At 53.9% G+C, this 19,423-nt stretch carries 12 protein-coding genes and 2 rRNA genes; 13 read left to right on the top strand and 1 reads right to left on the bottom strand.

What is annotated here, in order from left to right; all coding sequences use genetic code 11:
• Positions 1-59: 59 nt before the first annotated feature.
• Together Pr1d_RS20120 and Pr1d_RS20115 are read left to right on the top strand one after the other, a co-directional pair.
• Entirely contained in the window at positions 60-1,511 is a 1,452-nt protein-coding gene (locus tag Pr1d_RS20120; RefSeq protein WP_148075194.1) for a proton-conducting transporter transmembrane domain-containing protein, read from the top strand.
• Between the two features lie 26 nt (positions 1,512-1,537).
• A complete protein-coding gene (locus tag Pr1d_RS20115; RefSeq protein ID WP_148075193.1) occupies positions 1,538-3,241 on the top strand; it encodes a SulP family inorganic anion transporter in 1,704 nt (567 codons plus the stop codon).
• Between the two features lie 370 nt (positions 3,242-3,611).
• On the opposite strand, the gene Pr1d_RS20110 is transcribed toward Pr1d_RS20115, so the two are convergent.
• The gene (locus tag Pr1d_RS20110) at positions 3,612-7,748 is read right to left on the bottom strand and encodes a choice-of-anchor Q domain-containing protein (RefSeq protein WP_148075192.1); all 4,137 of its coding nucleotides are present in this window, start codon (positions 7,746-7,748) and stop codon (positions 3,612-3,614) included.
• Positions 7,749-7,996: 248 nt separating this feature from the next.
• Here Pr1d_RS20110 and Pr1d_RS20105 point away from each other — a divergent pair, with 248 nt between their 5' ends.
• From Pr1d_RS20105 to rrf, 11 genes are all read left to right on the top strand, one after another.
• Positions 7,997-8,542 (top strand): carboxymuconolactone decarboxylase family protein, encoded by a 546-nt coding sequence (locus Pr1d_RS20105; RefSeq protein ID WP_148075191.1) that lies wholly within the window; start codon positions 7,997-7,999, stop codon positions 8,540-8,542.
• Positions 8,542-8,730: a hypothetical protein gene (locus tag Pr1d_RS25865; RefSeq protein ID WP_168205373.1), complete on the top strand. Its 189-nt coding sequence runs from the start codon at positions 8,542-8,544 to the stop codon at positions 8,728-8,730. Before Pr1d_RS20105 ends, Pr1d_RS25865 begins: the two co-directional genes overlap by 1 nt.
• An 8-nt stretch (positions 8,731-8,738) precedes the next feature.
• Positions 8,739-9,344, top strand: coding sequence for an RNA polymerase sigma factor (locus Pr1d_RS20100; protein WP_168205372.1), 606 nt, complete (start codon positions 8,739-8,741; stop codon positions 9,342-9,344).
• 10 nt (positions 9,345-9,354) lie between these two features.
• Entirely contained in the window at positions 9,355-9,597 is a 243-nt protein-coding gene (locus tag Pr1d_RS20095) for a hypothetical protein (protein ID WP_148075189.1), read from the top strand.
• Positions 9,584-9,964: a DUF488 domain-containing protein gene (locus Pr1d_RS20090; protein WP_148075188.1), complete on the top strand. Its 381-nt coding sequence runs from the start codon at positions 9,584-9,586 to the stop codon at positions 9,962-9,964. The genes Pr1d_RS20095 and Pr1d_RS20090 overlap by 14 nt, the downstream gene beginning before the upstream one ends.
• An 89-nt stretch (positions 9,965-10,053) precedes the next feature.
• A complete protein-coding gene (locus tag Pr1d_RS20085) occupies positions 10,054-11,781 on the top strand; it encodes a tetratricopeptide repeat protein (protein ID WP_148075187.1) in 1,728 nt (575 codons plus the stop codon).
• A 279-nt stretch (positions 11,782-12,060) separates the two neighbouring features.
• Complete coding sequence (locus Pr1d_RS20080; protein ID WP_148075186.1) at positions 12,061-13,152, top strand: hypothetical protein; 1,092 nt, start codon at positions 12,061-12,063, stop codon at positions 13,150-13,152.
• A gap of 267 nt (positions 13,153-13,419) precedes the next feature.
• Complete coding sequence (locus Pr1d_RS20075; RefSeq protein ID WP_148075185.1) at positions 13,420-14,871, top strand: diguanylate cyclase domain-containing protein; 1,452 nt, start codon at positions 13,420-13,422, stop codon at positions 14,869-14,871.
• Between the two features lie 115 nt (positions 14,872-14,986).
• Entirely contained in the window at positions 14,987-15,439 is a 453-nt protein-coding gene (locus Pr1d_RS20070; protein WP_148075184.1) for a hypothetical protein, read from the top strand.
• Positions 15,440-16,095: 656 nt separating this feature from the next.
• Positions 16,096-19,028 (top strand): 23S ribosomal RNA (locus Pr1d_RS20065).
• 207 nt (positions 19,029-19,235) lie between these two features.
• Positions 19,236-19,344: ribosomal RNA gene (gene rrf / locus Pr1d_RS20060) — 5S ribosomal RNA — on the top strand.
• The last annotated feature ends 79 nt before the right edge of the window (positions 19,345-19,423 follow it).

Genomic DNA, 19,423 nt, shown 5'->3' with positions numbered 1-19,423 from the left:
AATTTAAGGCAGTCAAAGAATGGATTCCACAACGCGGGTATCACGAAAGAAGCCAATTAATGTTTGAACTTCACTTGCCCTGGTTGGAATTAGCCATTCTGACGCCATTCATTGGTGCAGTGTTCGTGTGTCGCGTTCGCGATCCTGAACTGGCCTGGCGCCGAGCGATCGTATTCACGTTCACGGCGTTGTGTTTCACCGTGGGAGAGTGGCAGGATTTTAATTCACTCCACACTTTTGAGGCTCATGATCATTGGGACTTCGTGACTCCGATTATGGGGCCCGATGCGATCGTCGTGGATGAACTAAGTGCGCCATTGATTCCGCTTGCGGCTCTTTTGTTTTTTCTAGTCACACTTACTACCATGAAGACCAAGAGTCGGCGGTTCCCTTTTGCTTGGAATCTGGTCTCCCTTTCACTCTTACTGGCTCTTTTGAGTTGTCGCGAGCCATGGGGTATCATCGCACTGCTGAGTGCTCAAGTAATACCACCTTGGTTCGAATTGCGTGCGCGTGGCCGATCGACTCGTGTCTTTACATCGCATATGCTGCTCTGCTCGGGGTTGCTGATCGCCGGGTGGCTCATTCTCCCCGCTGCTAGCCCTATGATGAAGAATTTGGCAATCGGCATGTTGTCCCTGGCGGTATTGATTCGTAGCGGGGTTGCTCCGCTACATTGCTGGATGACGGACTTGTTTGAGAACGCAAGCCTAGGCACGGCTCTCCTGTTCGTAGCACCGATGTCGGGTGCCTATGCCGCGGTGAGATTAGTGCTGCCCGTTTCTCCTGAGTGGGCTTTGCAATGCATTGCCTTGCTTTCCCTTACTACTGCTGTCTATGCCGCTGGCATGGCATTGGTGCAGTATGAGGCTCGGCGGTTTTTCTGTTACTTGTTTCTGAGCCACGCTTCGTTGGTGTTGGTCGGTTTGGAAGTCGCCACGCCAATTGGTTTGACCGGTGGGCTGTGTGTGTGGCTCTCGGTGGGGATGTCACTGGCGGGACTCGGACTCACCCTTAGGGCACTCGAAGCGAGGTCGGGACGTCTCTCTTTAGCAGACTACCACGGTCTCTACGAACACATGCCATCGCTTGCTGTATTCTTTTTGCTGACGGGGCTGGCAAGTATTGGCTTTCCTGGCACGGTCGGTTTCATTGGAGCAGAGTTGCTCTTGGAAAGTGCCGTCGCAGTCAGTCCTCTGGTGGGTGTTTTGGTAGTCTTGGCGGCCGCCTTGAACAGCATCGCCGTGCTACAGGCATACTTCAAATTGTTCACGGGAACTCAACATACGACATCAATTTCAATCAAAGCGCGCTGGAGAGAGCGTTTCGCGATGTTGATACTTTCAGCATTGATACTCGGAGGGGGTCTCATACCCCAGCCGGGGGTTGCATCGCGCTATCATGCTGCTACGGAAATCATAGCCCGTCTAAAGTTTCGAGAATCCATTCCAGAACAGACTCCCCCATCTGTAAATATCCATGAAGTTGCGGTTAGAGCGACTTCTCATTAACCACATTTGCATGGAAGAGTAATTACATGGCTACAAATGAAACCGCTTCGTCTCCGATCCCTCTTGAAAAGCCCGTCGGCAACGCTGACGGGTTTGCCAAGTACATTAAGTATGACATGCTCTCAGGCTTTCTGGTTTTTCTGATTGCGTTGCCACTGTGCCTGGGCATCTCTTTGGCTTGTGGGTATCCGGCGATTGCCGGCATTTTTACGGCGATCGTAGGATCTATCTTAACGACTTTCATCAGCAACTCAGAACTAACGATCAAGGGTCCGGCAGCAGGTTTGATCGTCATTGCCATTGGCTGCGTCGAAGGATTTGGCGGTGACGGTGCCATCGGTGGCTTTAGCCAAACCGACATGACAGCCTACAAAATGGCGTTGGCGGTAGGGGTCGTGGCTGCCATTCTGCAAATCATCTTTGGATTGCTCAAGGCTGGTGTACTGGGTGAGTTTTTCCCCCTCTCAGCGGTTCATGGCATGTTGGCCGCGATCGGCGTCATTATTATCGTCAAGCAATTACCCGTGGCTCTGGGTGTGCAGGCGCGCGGGGAACCGCTGGAAATGATTGAGAACATCCCACAATATTTTCAGGACATGAATCCAGAAATTGCTCTCGTGGGGGTATGTGGTGTGCTGATCATGTTTCTCTGGCCACTTGGACAGAAGGCGATTGCCTGGCTCAAGTCCGTACCGGCCGCGCTGGTGGTCATTCTCGCGACCGTTCCACTAGGTATGTATTTTGACCTAATGCATGCCCATACTTATTCCTTCCACGGGCATACCTACGAGCTCGGTGAGTCTTTCCTTGTCAATATGCCTGATCGCGTTTTTGGTATGTTTGACTATATCGCAACTCCCGACTTCTCTGCCTTCGATAGTGAACACCGTGGGGAAGCTATAAAGTGGGTACTTATGTTTTTTGTCATCGGTAGCCTAGAATCTATTTTGAGCGCAAAAGCCGTGGACATCATCGATCCATGGAAACGCAAGACTAATATGAATTGCGATATTCTCGCGGTCGGGGTGGGCAATCTCTGTTCCTCTCTTGTCGGAGGCTTACCGATGATTTCAGAAATCGTGCGCAGCAAAGCGAATATCGACAATGGTGCTCGCACTCGCTTTGCCGACATGTGGCACGGTGTGTTCCTGCTTCTGTGTGTAGCATTGATTCCCATGTGGTTGCACCGCATTCCCCTGGCCGCCTTGGCGGCGATGCTAATCTACACCGGATTCCGCCTTACTCATCCCCGGGAATTCTTTCACATCTACTCGATTGGCAAAGAACAACTCCTGATATTCGTTTCTACCCTGGTGGGCGTCCTTGCGACGGATCTACTGATTGGTATCCTCATTGGCATCGGTGTGAAGCTCGTTATTCACCTCTTCAATGGAGTGCCAATTCACTCTTTGATGAAACCGTATCTGGACATTGAACTTGAGTCGGACAACCAGGCTGTAGTTCGTGCGCGTTACTCAGCAGTTTTTAGCAACTGGATTATTTTTCGGCGACAACTAGTCAGACTTGGCATCACAGAAAAAAAGAATGTCACACTTGACCTTTCCGAGACCAAGTTTGTTGACCATACCGTCATGGAGAAACTACACGATTTGCAACATGATTTTGAAAATGCAGGAGTGAGGCTTGAATTGCAAGGTTTGGACAATCACAAACCCCTTTCAACGCATGAACTGGCTGCCCGTAAGCGAATAGTAAAGCCTGTTTTATAGCATCAGGGTGGTTTGGGGTCTGCGATCGATCATCGAGAATGTCATGCTCGACATTATGTACGACCTTCCTGACCAACCGCGTGGCAATCGTTATATGTTGACCGACGACGTGGTCGATGGCCGCGAAAAGCTGTTCAGCGAACCCCAGACAAAGAGTGCGTAACGTTCAAGCCCGAGGTTTGGACTTCGGTCCGCCGCGGGGGTTAAGTTGCGTACCAACCATTAACGGGCCCGGGAGCAATCCCGGGCCCGTTTTTCGTTTGGGTGAGTACCCGTAGGCCGTAACGAGCGGTAGCACTGTTCCGACATCGAATCTCAATCGGCGCTGCATCGAGGTGACGCTGAACGATTCCTCAAAACTGCTTCCACACTACCCAAACACCCGCTCCAGCATCTCGTCGCTAAGCCACAATTCTTGCTGCTGCTGATCAAGTTCATTAATCGAAGTACCCTCGCAGAATTCTCCCGAGCGCGTCGGCTTCGCTACGACATCAACGGCAATACTCTCGATGACTGAATCGATCGGCCCACTCTCCAGCAGTGCAAATTCTTCCCCCTCTTCCACACTGTAAACCGATTCCCAAGCCAATGCCAAATCCACCACCGCAGCCGTTGCACCTTCATTGGCCACTACCGGTGGCGGCAGCAATCCAGTGTCGCCGTAACTCACCTGCCAAGCCGCCAGATCACTAATGTCGACGTCGGTGTCATCATCACTGTTGCCGTCGGCGCGCACGGCATTCGCCTTGCCAAAACCGCGCTGCCAACTGAGGAAATCCCGACCATCCACATCACCATCGCTGTCGAAATCAGCCGAAGGCGGAATCTGCGCTTCGTAGGCACCGATGTCGATCCGCAGGGGGAGAGGACTTCCTGTCAAAACTCCCTGCGCCACCCGAGCAAACGGCATCCCCCGCTGATCGAACGCGTTCGCATCAAACACGATCCCCAGATTCCCCGCATCCAAGGCCGGACTCCCCGGCAGGAGCGCGAGGGTCAGCGTCGGTCCCCCATTGTCGGCCAGAGGCCCCAACATCGGGTCTCCGGTGACGGTGGCGACTGCGCCCCCGCTACCGTCTTCAATCAGATTGTCGGTACCAGAAAAAGTACCACCAGAGAGGGCCGCAAGATCACCCCCTGAGGTGCTATTGGCGACGATCGTGTTGTTTAGCGTCGTCTCCATACCGTAGGTTAGAATACCGCCCCCCTGAGAGCTTGCCGAGTTGACCGAGAGGGTGCTGTTGGTAACCGTCAACGTGTCAAGATTGCCGCCGTAGCTGTAAATGCCACCGCCACGAGATGCCGAATTGCCCGAGAGAGTGCTGTTGGCGACCGCCGTCGTGCCCCCGGAGCTGTAGATGCCACCCCCTAGAATACTTGTCGAATTGCCCGAGAGGGTGCTATTGGTGATGGTCAGTTGATTGCTGCTCCAGATGCCGCCGCCTTTACTGTTGGTCGAATTGCCCGAGAGCGTGCTATTGGTGATGGTCACTGAGCCGGTGTTGAAAATGCCGCCGCCAGAGAAAATGGCCGAATTGCCCGAGAGCCTGCTATTGGTGACGGTCACTGAGCCGCCGTTGAGAATGCCACCGCCACCAGAATTGGCCGAATTGCCCGAGATTGTGCTAGTGGTGATGGTCAGTTGATTGCTGTTCCAGATGCCGCCGCCAGTACCAAGGCCGTTGGGAGCCTTGTTATTGGAGAGGGTGCTATCGACCAGCGTCAGGTTGGCGTTGCTCCAGATGCCTCCCCCTGCGTCCGTGCTGGAGGTGGTAGCCATGTTGCCGGTAACGACCACACCCGTCAGCGTGGTGGTACCGAAGTTGCGCAGTCCGCCACCCCGGTCCGTCAGCCCACCGGTCAGCGTGAGCCCGCTGATGTTGGCGGTCGTCGTATCGGTCACCCGCATCACACGCGACGAACCACCCGCGTCGATCGTAAGTTGATCGGCACCCAGACCAGTCAGTGTCGCGTCATCGCTCAGGGTGAGCATTCCCAGCGAAAGGTTGATTGTCCCGTCGGAGAGGCTGGCATCGAAGCTGACTGTATCAGCCCCGGGGTTTGCATTGGTTAACTCGAGCGCTTCGCGCAGACTGAGATCACTGGCCGAGTAGTCGCCGTCGCTCTCGTCGGTCAGTGTGTCGACCACCAGGTTAAGCGATTGCTCCTCGTAGGCACCGATGTCGATCGTGCCATTCTGTCGTTCGAAGGGCGCGCCCCGCTGGTCGTTGGCCGGGGGGAAGGCAATCGCCGGATTCCCCGCATCGATGGCCGGGCTTCCCGGCAGCAGTGCGTGGGTGGGGGTCGGCCCCCCGTTGTAGGTGAGTGTCGTGTCGAGGATCGAGCCCAACGCCGTGGGTGTGGTGCCATCGCTGGTGGCCAGGATGTCCGTGGCACCGGCGGCAACTCCGTTCAAGGCCTGGGCGGTCGTCTGGCTGCTGTCGCCGATCAGATTGTAGTTATTGAGGTTGAGCGTGCCGCTCTGTAGGTGGATTTCATTGCCTAAACCACCGGCAGAATTGCCCGAGATGATCGAGTGGCCAACCGTAGTGACCGCGTTATTTGATGAATAGATACCACCGCCATTACCATTGACCGTGTTGCCCGTAATCGTGCTGTGGGAAATCGTGACCGCTGGATTATTCCACGCTCGGAGGCCACCACCATCATCGCCTGCCGAGTTGCCGGTGATAGTTGTGTTGGTGATGATCAGGTTTGAGTTGGGATTTCCAGTAAAAATTCCTCCCCCATCGCCCGATGCAGCGGAAGCGGTGTTACCAGAAATCGTACTGCCAGTAATGGTCAAGTGGCCGGTGTTCCAGATGCCACCTCCGGCGTCAACGGCTGTCGCAGTGGCAGTATTGCCAGTGATCACCACATCGGAAAGCGTGGTGGTGGCCGTGGCGGTATTTCGCAATCCACCACCCCGGTCCGACTGCCCACCGGTCAGGGTGAGCCCGCTGATGTTGGCGGTAGTCGTACCGGCAACCAGCATCACGCGCGACGAGCCCCCCGCGTCGATCGTGAGTTGATCGGCCCCCAGGCCAGTCAGTGTCACATCATCGCTCAGGGTGAGCATTCCCAGCGAAAGGTTGATTGTCCCGCCGGACAGGCTGGCGTCCAAGGTGATGTTGTCGGCGCCCGGATTGACGTTAGCCAATAAGGTGGCTTCGCGAAGGCTTAGATTGTTCGTTGTATAGATACCGTCGAAGGTGTCGTCGAGGGTGCTTACTACCAAACCACCGCCGGGGATGGTGACATCGTTGAATTCATAGGCACCGATGTCCACACGATCGAACATGATACGCGGAAAACCGCTCCCCCGCTGGTCGTTGGTCGGGGGGGAGGCAATCGCCGGGTTGCCGGCATTGATCGCTGGACTTGCTGGCACCAGCGCATGCGTCAGCGTCGGCCCCCCATTGTTGGCCAGTGTAGCGTCGAGAATCGAGCCAAGCGCCGTGGGATTCGTGCCATTGCTGGTAGCCAGAATGTCCGTGGCCCCGGCGCCAACGCCGAACAAGGCTTGGGCGGTCGTCTGGCTGCTGTCGCCGATCAGGTTGAAGTTGTTGAGGTTGACCGTGCCGCCTTGTAGGCGGATTTCATTGCCTAAAGTAGCAGAAGAATTGCCCGACACGATCGTGTGACTGAGGGTCGTGGTGCCGAAACTGTGGTAAATGCCGGCGCCCCAGGAATTGGCCGAATTGCGCGAGATGGTGCTACTGGTGATCGTGGTGGTACCGCCATTGTTCCAAATGCCGCCGCCATTGGAACCGGCCGAGTTGCCGGAGAGGGTACTATTAGTGATGGTCACTGTGCCGAGAACGCTGTTGAAAATGCCACCGCCACCAGAATTGGCCGAGTTGCCCGAGAGGGTGCTATTGGTGATGGTCAGTAGATTGCTGTTCCAGATGCCGCCGCCAGAACTAGTTCCGTTGGGAGCCATGTTATTGGAGACGGTGCTATCTGCGAGCGTCAGGTTGCCATTGCTCCAGATGCCCCCACCTGCGTCGGTGCCATTGGTAGTAGCCGTATTGCCTGTGACCACCACATCCGTAAGTGTGGTGGAAGCAGGACTGTAGTTCCGAAGTCCGCCACCCTGGTCCGCCTGCCCACCGGTTAGCGTGAGCCCACTGATATTGGTGGTCGTCGTACCGGTAACGCGCATCACGCGCGAAGAGCCACCGGCATTGATGGTAAGATTGTTTGCGCCGGGACCGGTGACCGTGAGATTCTGGCCAATAGTCAGTTGCCCCAGCGTGAGGTCAATCGTACCGGTAACTGAGAAGTCGATCGTTTCTCCAGCCGGGGCCAGTGCGATTGCATCGCGCAAGGAAATATCGCCGTCGACAATGCTGCCGTCCGCCTCGTCTACGAGTGTGTCGACCGTGATAGACAATAACCGTCGGTCTTCCAGCGATTCTACCCGCAAACGCCGGGCATAGGGAGATGCGATCCAAGAAGTCGCCTGCCGAGATCGCGAGAATTGGCGGCGGGAAAGACGAGACATGTGGACCCTCTTTAGTTCAGCTTCGATGGAACAGTAAGGCGACGAGGATGGCCCCTAGTATAATCTGTAGCCCCACTCAGGACAACTTATTTGCGGCTAATTTCGCCTTCCGAGCGTAACTCAATTCACTGTGACGAATGCATCTTCAAAAACCTTTGGTAAGAATATGTGTCGCCGCGACATCTAAGGTGAAAAGGGATGCAATTCCCACTCATTATTCATCCAACCATAAGCGAAGGACAAGAACCATGGCACGCATTCAACCTGTCAACAAAGACGCTGCCGACACCACACAACAGCACATCCTTGACACCGTAAAGAAGAAAATGGGGATGGTCCCCAACCTGATTGCCACAATGGCTAATTCGCCCGCCGTGGCCAACGCCTATCTGGGTTTCAGCCAGCAACTTTCAACTGGGGCATTATCCCCTCGTCTACGTGAGCAGATCGCGTTGGCGGTGGGTGAAGTGAATAGTTGCGACTATTGCCTCGCGGCCCATACGGCCCTAGGCAAAGGGGCCGGGCTCTCCGAGTCAGAGACATGCGACGCCCGCCGGGCAGAGGCTAAGGACGACGCGGAGCGGTTTGCCCTGGAATTTGCCCAGAAGGTCGTCCGCGATAGGGGAGTGGTTTCCGACGACGATCTTCAACAGGTCCGTGAAGCGGGGTACACTGATGGCGAAATCGCTGAGATCGTTGCGAATGTAGCGCTCAACATTTTCACGAACTACTTTAATCACGTCGCGGGAACGGAAGTTGATTTCCCAGCCGCCCCCGTGATGACAAACTGTTGATGCGATCATGGGCTGGAATGAGTAGCACGCTTTCTCGGCATCCTCGTGCCGACGGTCCCCGTCGGTACGCAGAAGCTGACGCTCCGCGTCAATGGCGCAATTCACCGCGGAGCGGCAAGGTTCGCGTCCCCACGCAGAGCGTGGGGACGAGGGGAGAGTTTGTTGCTCGTTCCGGTTTGCATCCCTAGGAATCGTCATGAATCGAGAAAACGACACTTGGGTTGCCGAACTGAGCCAAGGGGGTGTGGTCCGCGAGTTGGCACTCGCAGACCTCCGCGAGGTGTTGCTGCGAAACTTGCACAAAGCGCTCTCCAATCGGGCGCATTGTGATGAATCGTTTCTCGAGGATGCGGCGCAAGATGCGCTCGTGCGGATTCTCAGTCGCCTGGATCAGTTTCAAGGCCGCAGTCGATTCGTAACTTGGGCGACTTCGATTGCGATTAACGTGGCACTAGGCGAGCTGCGCCGCAGCCGCTGGAAGGATGTCTCGCTTGATGCTGTGCTCGTCGATGCCGACTTTGTGCCGACACGCGCCATTGACTCATCGCCAGACCCCGAGTCGCAAGCCCAGCAACAAGAACTATTTGACAAAATGCACGAGCTAATCGAAACCAATTTGACCGAAAGGCAGCGTACCGTGCTGCTCGCTGAGCTTCGCGGAATGCCTCAGGATGAGATCGCCCGGCACCTGGGAAGCAACCGCAACGCCGTTTACAAGCTGACCCACGACGCCCGCAAGAAGCTCAAGTCCGCATTGCAGAGTGCCGGTTATCGAGCAGATGATTTGGCATCTACCCACTGAGGAAGTAACTATGGCATTTTCCCGGCATGAATTAGAAAATCTCCTGCGTCTGGTGACACTCACCAAAGACGTTGAACTGAATTGCGAGGAATGCCTGGCATTGGTGGCAGAGTTTGCCGAGCAGCACCTGGCCGGCAAGTCGATAAGGGCGGGCTTGCAAGCGGTCGAAGAGCATCTGGCCGTTTGCGATGAGTGTCGCGAAGAGTACGAAGCATTGCAGCAGACGTTGGCAGAAATCGATGGCGACCTCTAAACATGAAACCCACGACATCGTGATCAAGCGAGTCTACGAGCCCGTGGATTCAGGGGATGGTTTCCGCGTGCTTGTGGATCGCCTTTGGCCACGTGGCATGAAGAAGGAAGCCGTTCACCTTGATCTCTGGGCCAAAGACGTGGCTCCCTCGACGGATCTACGCAATTGGTTCAACCATGAAGAGTCAATATTCAGGGAATTTCGCCAGAAATATCTGGCTGAACTAGCGGGCAAAAAAGATGCAGTTCGGGAACTGCTCACATCGACCGAGAGCCAGCGTATCACGCTGCTCTATGCGGCTAGCAATATCAACGTCAATCATGCCATTGTGTTGCGAGATTTCTTGTTGGGGCAGGGCAATCGCTGACTCAGGGAGACTCGCAAGAAGAGAGATTCCTCGCTAAAATCTTGGGAGCCCCCTACTTGGTATCGGGAGGAATCCAGAAAGGACTAGCCATGCGTCAGTTGTACTTTTCTTATTGCCTCTTGTTATCTCTTGCTACGGGAGTTTTTGCAGAAACTGCCAGCGACCTCCCGGAACAATCTTCGTCAACTCAAACGACTCCAGCAGGCACAAACCTCTATCAAGGCTTTACCGGTTATAACCGTAAGGTGACAACCAACTCTGCCGAGGCACAGCAGTGGTTCGATCAGGGAATCCAGCTTCTCTATGGTTTCAATCACGACGAGGCGATTCGCTCGTTTGAAAAAGCTGCCGAGATCGACCCGGCTTGCGCGATGGCTTGGTGGGGGTCGGCCTACGCACGAGGGCTGCACATCAATAATCCTGAAATGAAAGAAGAGCAAAGCAAGCTGGCCTACGAAGCAGCCCAAAAAGCAGTTGCTGCACTCGATGACGAAACTCCAGTTGAGCAAGCTTTGGTTCGAGCAGTCGAAAAACGGTACGCCTGGCCGGTGCCAGAAGACCGTATACCGCTCGACCAGGCATACGCTGATGCCATGGAGACAGTCTGGCATCAGTTTCCGGAGGATCCTGATGTCGGTGCCTTGTTTGCTGAGTCGCTTATGAATCTTCAACCTTGGGACTTATGGACCGCCGACGAGGTGCCCAAGGGGCGCACGCTGGAAATCCTGGCTGTACTCGAAGGCACATTGGCCAAGACACCCCAGCACCCAGGTGCCAATCATTTCTACATCCATGCGATCGAAGCCTCGCCCTGGCCGGAGAAAGGGCTGGACTCGGCGGAGCGACTCATTGCCATGGTCCCCGGCTCGGGACATCTGGTCCACATGCCCTCGCACATCTTTATTCGAACGGGTCGATACGCCGATGCAACAGCAGCAAACGAGCGGGCAATCAATGCCGACGAGAAGTATTTCTCTCTCTCCCCACCGCCAGATTTCTACAGCATCTATTTTCTGCACAACATTCATTTCCTGGCTTACGCTGCAATGATGGAAGGAAAGTATCAGGTAGCCATGGAGGCGGCGCGTAAGATCGAACAAGATGTTCCCCAAGACTTCCTCCGAGAGTATGTGACCCTAGCAGATGGGTTTATGACCACACCACAGCATGTGATGATTCGATTCGGGAAGTGGGAAGAGATTCTTGCTGAACCTGAACCACCTGAGTGGCGGCTCTTTAGTCGTGCCGAGCGACACTATGCGCGAAGCGTGGCCTACTCGGCTCTGGGGAAAACGGAACAAGCCCAGCAGGAACTCGAACTGCTTGACCAGGTTGCCTCCCAATTGACCGATGAATGGGAGATGGGCAACAACTCTGCTAAGGAAGTGATTGCCGTCGCTCGTAAGATGGCCGCTGGAGAATTGGCCTATCGCAAAGGCGATTCCGAACAGGCCTTCGCATTGCTTCGAGAAGCGGTCGAGATGGAAGAAAACCTTAGCTACGACGAACCCCCCGGGTGGATGCAACCAGTCCGCCATGCGTTGGGTGCATTGCTGTTGGCCGATGATCGCCATGCCGAGGCAGAGGAAGTCTATCGTGCTGACCTTGTGCGTCATCCGAATAATTCCTGGTCACTTTTGGGGCTTCAGCAATCCCTGCAAGAACAGGGCGACACCGTGGAAGCCAAGTTGCTCGCTTCCTTGGTCGCAGAGGCCTGGAAACACGCCGACGTCGCTCCCGTGGCCAGTTGCTACTGCCATCCCGACGCCCTAAAGCAAGCTGGCGAAGCATGTTGCACAGAAAACAGCGAAGACTAACGTGTCGTTTCTTCTTTCGTCCTAGCCGGACCTCCACGAGGTCCGGGAAGCGATTGCGTAGCTTTTACCAGTAATCCCGGGGGACGTGGTCCTCCGGCTAAGGCCGACTCTCGTGGATTTTCGGTAGAAGCAGTTTTCTTGATTCGACCATTCCGTAGATTCCGATTAGAATAGAGGCTCAGTTCGGAACATTTCCCTCGTTGCACTATGTCGCTTGCCACAGCACAACTTGCAGATTTACGCCCATGCCGCGCTCCCGCTGTGGCTTGGATAGGTTGCGTGGTTTGTTTGCTCGTGACACCCCTGAACGCCCTAACGGTTGATGTGCGGCTGATGTGTGAATTAACCGGCGGCTGTGAAGCGGGGGACTTTTTTTACGATCATCCTCAGGCGTTGGATACACTGCGATTTGCCACCAAAGCGTTTGAGCCATTTACTGACAATCTGCTCGCAATTTCTTCAAGCCCAACCTGGACGGCCAGCTTCACAAACCCAGACAGTGGGGCCTTAGGCTACCTGGTTGCAGATCAGTCGATTCCGGCTGACACGTTCGTCATTTATGCCGGCGGGTACGACATGGCTGGGAACCAGGTGGGGGCAGCGGGTCCTGGAACAGCGAACATTCCGCTTGACCGAGGTCAGGGTATGGTCACGGGAGTAACGGCCATAGATTTTGCCTCCTGGGGCGGCTCGATCGCGTTCGATACCCATGGAAACGGTGTGCCGCGAAACTGGCATTTTGGAATCTCGACTTTACCTGCTCCCGGAGAGTTAGATTTTCTCACGATCGCTTACCATGAATTGGCGCATGCATTCGGATTTGGCACGGCAGCATCTTTCGACAATCTGAACTCCGGCGGTCAGTTTCAAGGTGCTGCCTCGGTCAATTTGACGGGGTCAACAGTGGCTTTGGCTACCGATGGCCATCACTGGGCGACTGGGACAACGAGTCCCCCTTACGACGTTCCGCCTTTGTCGGCTTTGACACCCTCTCTGGTACTGGGGCGACGCAGACTTTTAACGCCGTTGGACTACGCGGCATTGGCTGACCTCGGTTGGGAAGTACCCACCAAACTGATTAACTTGCATGGCGACATTGATGCCGACGGCGATGTGGATGGCCGTGACTTTCTGAGTTGGCAACGTATGCAAGGAAACACAGGAATCGGATTACTGGGTGAAGCCGATGGCAGCCTGGAGGTTGATGACTACGACCTTTGGCTCTGGCAAACTAGTTTTGGCAGCCAAATTTCCCTCACAGAGCCATTTTCCGCCGTTCCCGAACCTGCCGCGTTCCTCTCTGGTTGGTTTGGAGCCTTGATGCTGCTGGGATCTCGATCAACCAGCTATCGGCCTCGTCGTTCTCTCTGATTGGGTTCATCGTACGCCACAATCGTCACGATCCTCTTAATCCCAACGGCTTGATAAGGTCGGTGTGAATACACCATATGCGCGTGCGGACTTCCTGCGTTTTTCAGCAGAATGTCTAATTGACATCTGCTTCCATCGACCTACTTTTACGCAGAAACACAAGAAATCGGACGAGAACATAAATTCCAGAAATGAACTTGCGCGATGCTTTTTGCAATGCGTGATTGCTGACTCAACAAGAATTATTTGCCAAGAAGGATCGGTTCCATGCTTTTATTCGGTGTATCGCTCAATTACGTGTTGCTAGATGCATCACTTGCGTTTACGGCGTTCCTCGTTGGTCTCCTGGGTGCCTACTACTTCATGGGGCATGGCAGTTCAAAGGGAACAAATCAACTGCCAGCTGCTGCTGGAATGAATCCGTACGATGCTGAACGCAATGCCATGGCGGTCCAGCAACTGAAAGACGTTGCCACAAATGTGGCTTCCGATGTCGGAGCTCACAGTCAGTTTGTCAGCGGAATATCTCAACAGCTAGGGTCGATGGACAAAACTGCCGATGATAAGGATGCTCTCATCGCAGATGCATTGCGTCAGATCATGACTGCAAATACCAAGCTGCAAGAACGACTTGAAGATGCCGAGAGCAAGATCCAGTCGCAAGCTGAAGAACTCAAATCTACGCAGTCGCAAGCTAAGCTGGATTCCTTGACTCAATTATCCAATCGTGGGGCATTCGACGAAGCCTTGGCAAAGGGAATCGAAGAGTTTCGCCAGCAAGGTCGTCCAACGAGCTTGTTGTTCTTCGATGTCGATCATTTCAAGAAGTTCAATGATTCGCATGGTCACCTTGCCGGGGACGAAGTGCTGAGGCAAGTCGCTGCCACGCTGAAGAAAAATGCCAAGGCTTCAGATCTCCCTTGCCGCTATGGCGGCGAAGAGTTTGCCTTGATCATGTCCAATACAACACTCAAAAACGCGTGCATCGCCGCTGAGCGAGTCCGAAAGGCTATAGAGGCCACAAAAATCAGCTTCGAAGGTAAGTCGCTCAGCGTGACAGCCAGCATTGGAGTAGCCGAGACGACTGAACTGGATGATTCTGCTAGCTTGATGCGCCGCTCAGACGAAGCTACCTACGGTGCCAAGAGTGCCGGTCGCAATTGCAGCTTCTGGCATGATGGGGCAGGGTGTTTACCTATTGCTGATTTCGACCAGATCGCATCGCAGCCAGCCAGTCGAAATGCTGCCATGGACCATAAGCATGCGGAATTGCCAGACCGGGAAGCCTTCTCGGCAGAACTCCAAAGGCGAGTTTCCGAGAGTCATCGTACAGGTGCTGATTTGTCCGTCTTGTATTTGAAAGTAATTGGCTACAGTGCGTTAGAACGTGACTATGGCGAAGCAGTCACTGAATTGGTGCTCGACAGCGTTGGCCAATTCATCGGCACAAGGCTCCGAGAAATGGACCTGCTCGGTCGACTGGAACGTGGCGAATTCATCGTCATGCTGCCTGGCAGCCCGAAACGCGAGGCAACCATCATTGGCAATCGGGTGCGGAGTGCCTTGGGGAACTGCCCTATTCCACTTGGAACGACGAAGCTAACGCTCCAGATGACGCAGGCTTCCGCAAGTGTCACTACTGACGACACCTCAGAAAGCATGGTTGATCGAGTGACCGAAGGTAGCGGTGCGAGCCAAGAAGCTGTTGCGATGGCTTAGGCAAGTGTAGCAGGCACACTCAGTGAGCCTGCTACGCATGAGTGGTGTTAAGCTGCGGTGCTGTTAAGATAGGAGTATTCACCACTCGCCTCCCTGATTCATCAGGAGCTCCCCAGTGAGCGAACAGCCTGTCTCAAACTCTCGTTTCCATTTCAGCCTGCAAACATTGCTCATTGCAATGACCGCGTTTGCAATACTATGTGGTTTTGCCGCGATCCTGCCCGTGGCTCTGACCCAGTTGGTGATCGGAGCAATCTGGATCGTGGCGGCCAGTCTGTTCGTTACGGGGCTATTTTTTGGTGACGGCGATGAACGAGCATTCTGTATTGGTGCTACCTTAGCTCTCTCTTCCATGTGGACGGGCCCCGGTGGCCGGTTCATGATGGGGATTCATGCGATATTTGATCTCCTTCTCGGTGGTCTCAATCTGCCCCAGTCGGTCGTTCTCTGGTTTGATCTAGGTGTCCACGTTCTACTAGTTCTCGTGAATGGTTGGCTATGTATGAGGGCACGAGCATTTTTCCAACGGAACGAGAAGGCTTCAAAAGAGGCAAATTCTGGCGATTAGACCGGGTTAGTACCTCTGGAATTTCACCCTGTTTGAGAATCTTTCCAGATGGGCTAGCCAGCCCCTTGCACAATTGCCGAACATCTCTAGAATTCGCGTTCCTCCTGAACTTCTGCGTTCGATGAGGAATCGCAATTTGTGGCGATTTACCCCTTTGACAGGTCGGCCGCAATTGTTATGATTTGAAGTTCCCCTGAAGTGGATGAGAGTCCCTGGAGGCAGTGCTCCTGGGACTCCTGTTCACTTAGCGGAGTTCACTCGGCATCTAATAAATGCAGGGCTGGGCGAAGTTGGGAAAGCAGGCTGGCCGTTAGGGCCACGGTTGATCGGACGGTTTCCTTGCAAGGAGCCCGAAGTCAGCCGCAGGATCTTTGACAATTTGGTGATATATATTGTAAGAGTGGCATCTGAAATTCGTTCAGATCTGTTCGGCAGCAACCATGCTTTTTGCAGAGGGTGTGTTGAGGTCGAACTTTTAAAAGATTTGTTCGGATCTCCTTTGCTCTTTAGATTACAAGAATCAATCGAGCGTTACTCAACCAGGCGCATTATGTCTGTGTATGGCTAGCGTGCTTTGGCACGCGAACTTCACACAAAGGTGATGTGAACTGGTTTAATAGCACCATTTATTTAAAGCGAGAGCGTTAGATAAATGTGGCCAAGCTATTAAGGGCGTATGGGGGATGTCTTGGCATCAGGAGGCGATGAAGGGCGTGGAAGTCTGCGAAAAGCTCGGGGGAGTTGACAAACAAATGTTGATCCCGGGATTCCCGAATTGGCGTGTAGTGAATTCATAGCTGCACGTGGCGAACGTGGGGAACTGAAACATCTAAGTACCCACAGGAGTAGAAAGAAAAATCGATTTCGTCAGTAGCGGCGAGCGAACGCGAAACAGCCCAAACCGCGAGGGTTTCCCTTGCGGGGTTGTAGGGCCTTTCAAATGAGAGTCACAAAATTGCTTACTAGTAGAATCTTTTGGAAAGAAGAACCACAGAGGGTGACAGTCCCGTACACGAAAGCGAGCGATCTCTCGAGAGGTACCTGAGTAGGTCGGATCACGTGAAACTCCGACTGAATCTACGGGGACCATCCCGTAAGGCTAAATACTCCCTGATGACCGATAGTGAACTCAGTATGGCGACTGAAAGATGAGAAGAACCCCTTTTAGGGGAGGAATGTGAACCTGAAACCATACGCTTACAAGCGGTCGGAGCACTATGGCGATTTATCGCAATGTGTGACGGCGTGCCTTTTGCATAATGATCCGGCGAGTTACCGTTTGCGGCTTGGTTAAGGCCTTCCGGGCCGAAGCCTCAGGGAAACCAAGTCTGAATAGGGCGAAATTTTGTCGCGGGCGGTAGACGCGAAGCCAGGTGAACTACCCATGAGCAGGTTGAAGGGCGGGTTAAACCGCTTGGAGGACCGAACCCACTTGGGTTGAAAACCGAGGGGATGACTTGTGGGGAGGAGTGAAAGTCTAATCAAACCTGGAGATAGCTCGTTCTCTCCGAAATAGCTTTAGGGCTAGCCTTGATCCACTACGCAGTGGGGGTAGAGATACTGATTTGGTTTGGGGCCCTTCCCGGGGTACCCTGCTGAACCAAACTCCGAATACCATTGCGACTATATCAGGAGTCAGTCCGCGAGGGATAAGCTTCGCGGTCGAGAGGGAAACAACCCAGACTATCTGCTAAGGTCCCGAAGTAATACTCAGTCACTAAGGAAGTTGAATTGCAGTGACAGCCAGGATGTTGGCTTAGAAGCAGCCACCATTTAAAAAGTGCGTAACAGCTTACTGGTCGAGCAATTCTGCGCCGATAATGAACGGGAGTAAGTATTACACCGAAGCAGTAGAATCATGGATTCTGCGGATGAAATGATTGGTAGGAGAGCGCTGTAGATCAGATACAAGCGGTACCGTAAGGAGCCGTGTCGGGGTCTACAGGTGCTTATGCCGGAATGAGTAACGATAAGGCAGGTGAGAATCCTGCCCGCCGAAAGCCTAAGGTTTCCTGGGGAAGGTAATTCCGCCCAGGGTTAGCCGGTTCCTAAGGCGAGGCCGAAAGGCGTAGCCGATGGACAGCAGGTCAATATTCCTGCGCTATCGAAGTGGACCGATGGAGGGACGGTATCCGAAAAGTGAGCGGTACGACTAGAAACGTCCGTGGATCCTCGCAAGGTGGTAGATAGGTAAATCCGTCTACGTAAACCAAGCGGGGGGACCGAGCGCATTTATGTTCGCGAAGTCATTGGCAGGATATCCAAGAAAAGCTTCTCAGGGTTGAAGCTTCGATAACCGTACTAAAACTGACACAGGTAGGCGAGATGAGTAGTCTAAGGCGCTCGGGAGAACACTAGTTAAGGAACTCTGCAAAATGACCCCGTACGTTCGCAATAAGGGGTGCCCTGGGTGGTGCAAGCTGCTCGGGGCCACAGTAAATCGATTCCTCCGACTGTTTATCAAAAACACAGGTCTCTGCTAACACGCAAGTGGATGTATAGAGACTGACGCCTGCCCGGTGTTGGTAGGTTAAGGTAGAGGGTTAGCAGTATTTATATTGTGAAGCTCACGACCGAAGCCCCAATAAACGGCGGCCGTAACTATGACGGTCCTAAGGTAGCGAAGTTCCTTGTCGGGTAAGTTCCGACGTGCATGAAAGGCGTAACGAGAGGAATACTGTCTCAACTAGTGACCCGGTGAAATTGTAGTCGTGGTGAAGATGCCACGTCCCCGCAGCTAGACGGAAAGACCCCGTGAACCTTTACTGTAGGCTGATATTGGGCTGTGGTATGTACTGTGTAGGATAGGTGGGAGACTTTGAACCCCGATCGCCAGATCGGGGGGAGTCATTGGTGAAATACCACCCTTTGCATGCTTTAGTTCTAACGTTGATTCCCGTGAAACCGGGCAACGGACAGTGTCAGTTGGGCAGTTTGACTGGGGCGGTCTCCTCCCAAAGAGTAACGGAGGAGCCCAATTGGTACACTCAGCCTGGTTGGCAATCAGGCATCGAGCGTAAAGGTAGAAGTGTGCTAAACTGCGAGACTTATCAGTCGAGCAGGTACGAAAGTAGGGCTTAGTGATCCGGTGGTCCCGTATGGAAGGGCCATCGCTCAACAGATAAAAGGTACTCCGGGGATAACAGGCTTATCGCTCCCGAGCGTCCATAGCGGCGGAGCGGTTTGGCACCTCGATGTCGGCTCATCACATCCTGGGGGTGGAGAAGCTCCCAAGGGTTTGGCTGTTCGCCAATGAAAGTGGTACGTGAGCTGGGTTCAGACCGTCGAGAGACAGGTCGGTCCCTATCTACTGTGGGCGTACGAAACTTGAGGAGGTTCTTCTTTAGTACGAGAGGATTTAGAAGGACGACCCTCTGGTGTTCCTGTTGTCGCGCTAGCGGCACGGCAGGGTAGCTAAGGTCGGAACGGATAAACGCTGAAAGCATATAAGCGTGAAGCCCGCTCCAAGATCAGGTTTCGTGGGCTAATAGCCGAGAGTCCCCTGAAAGACGATCAGGTTGATAGGCCGGATGTGTAAGTGCAGTAATGTATTCAGCTAACCGGTACTAATGGACGAACGCTTGGCCACATTTATCAAACGCTCTTGTGGTTCTCGTTCAAGCAACTCGCTTGAACAAATCAATCGAGCGAAGGAGTTGTGAGTTTCGAATCGCGAGTTTGTGTGTTGTCGCAAGACATTCCACAATCCGCATTCCAAACTCCGCATTCAGTCCGCTCTTGCAATATTCACCAAAAAGTCAATAAGTGCGTGGTGCTTACCAGTGCCACGTACTTTTTTGGCGACCATACCGTGGTGGTCACACCTGTTCCCATTCCGAACACAGTAGTTAAGCACCCCGGGCCGATGATAGTGGGTGTACCCGCGAAAGTAGGTATCGCCAATTTTTATTTCCTTAAGCCGCTTGTCGGCTTAGCGAAACAAGACCCCGCCGGGATTCGTTCCGCGCGGGGTTTTTTCTTTGC

Source organism: Bythopirellula goksoeyrii (assembly GCF_008065115.1).
In the GTDB taxonomy this organism is placed as follows: Bacteria; Planctomycetota; Planctomycetia; order Pirellulales; family Lacipirellulaceae; genus Bythopirellula; species Bythopirellula goksoeyrii.
Note: the sequence above shows the minus strand (reverse complement) of the source record. Positions and strands in the feature narration are given on the sequence as shown.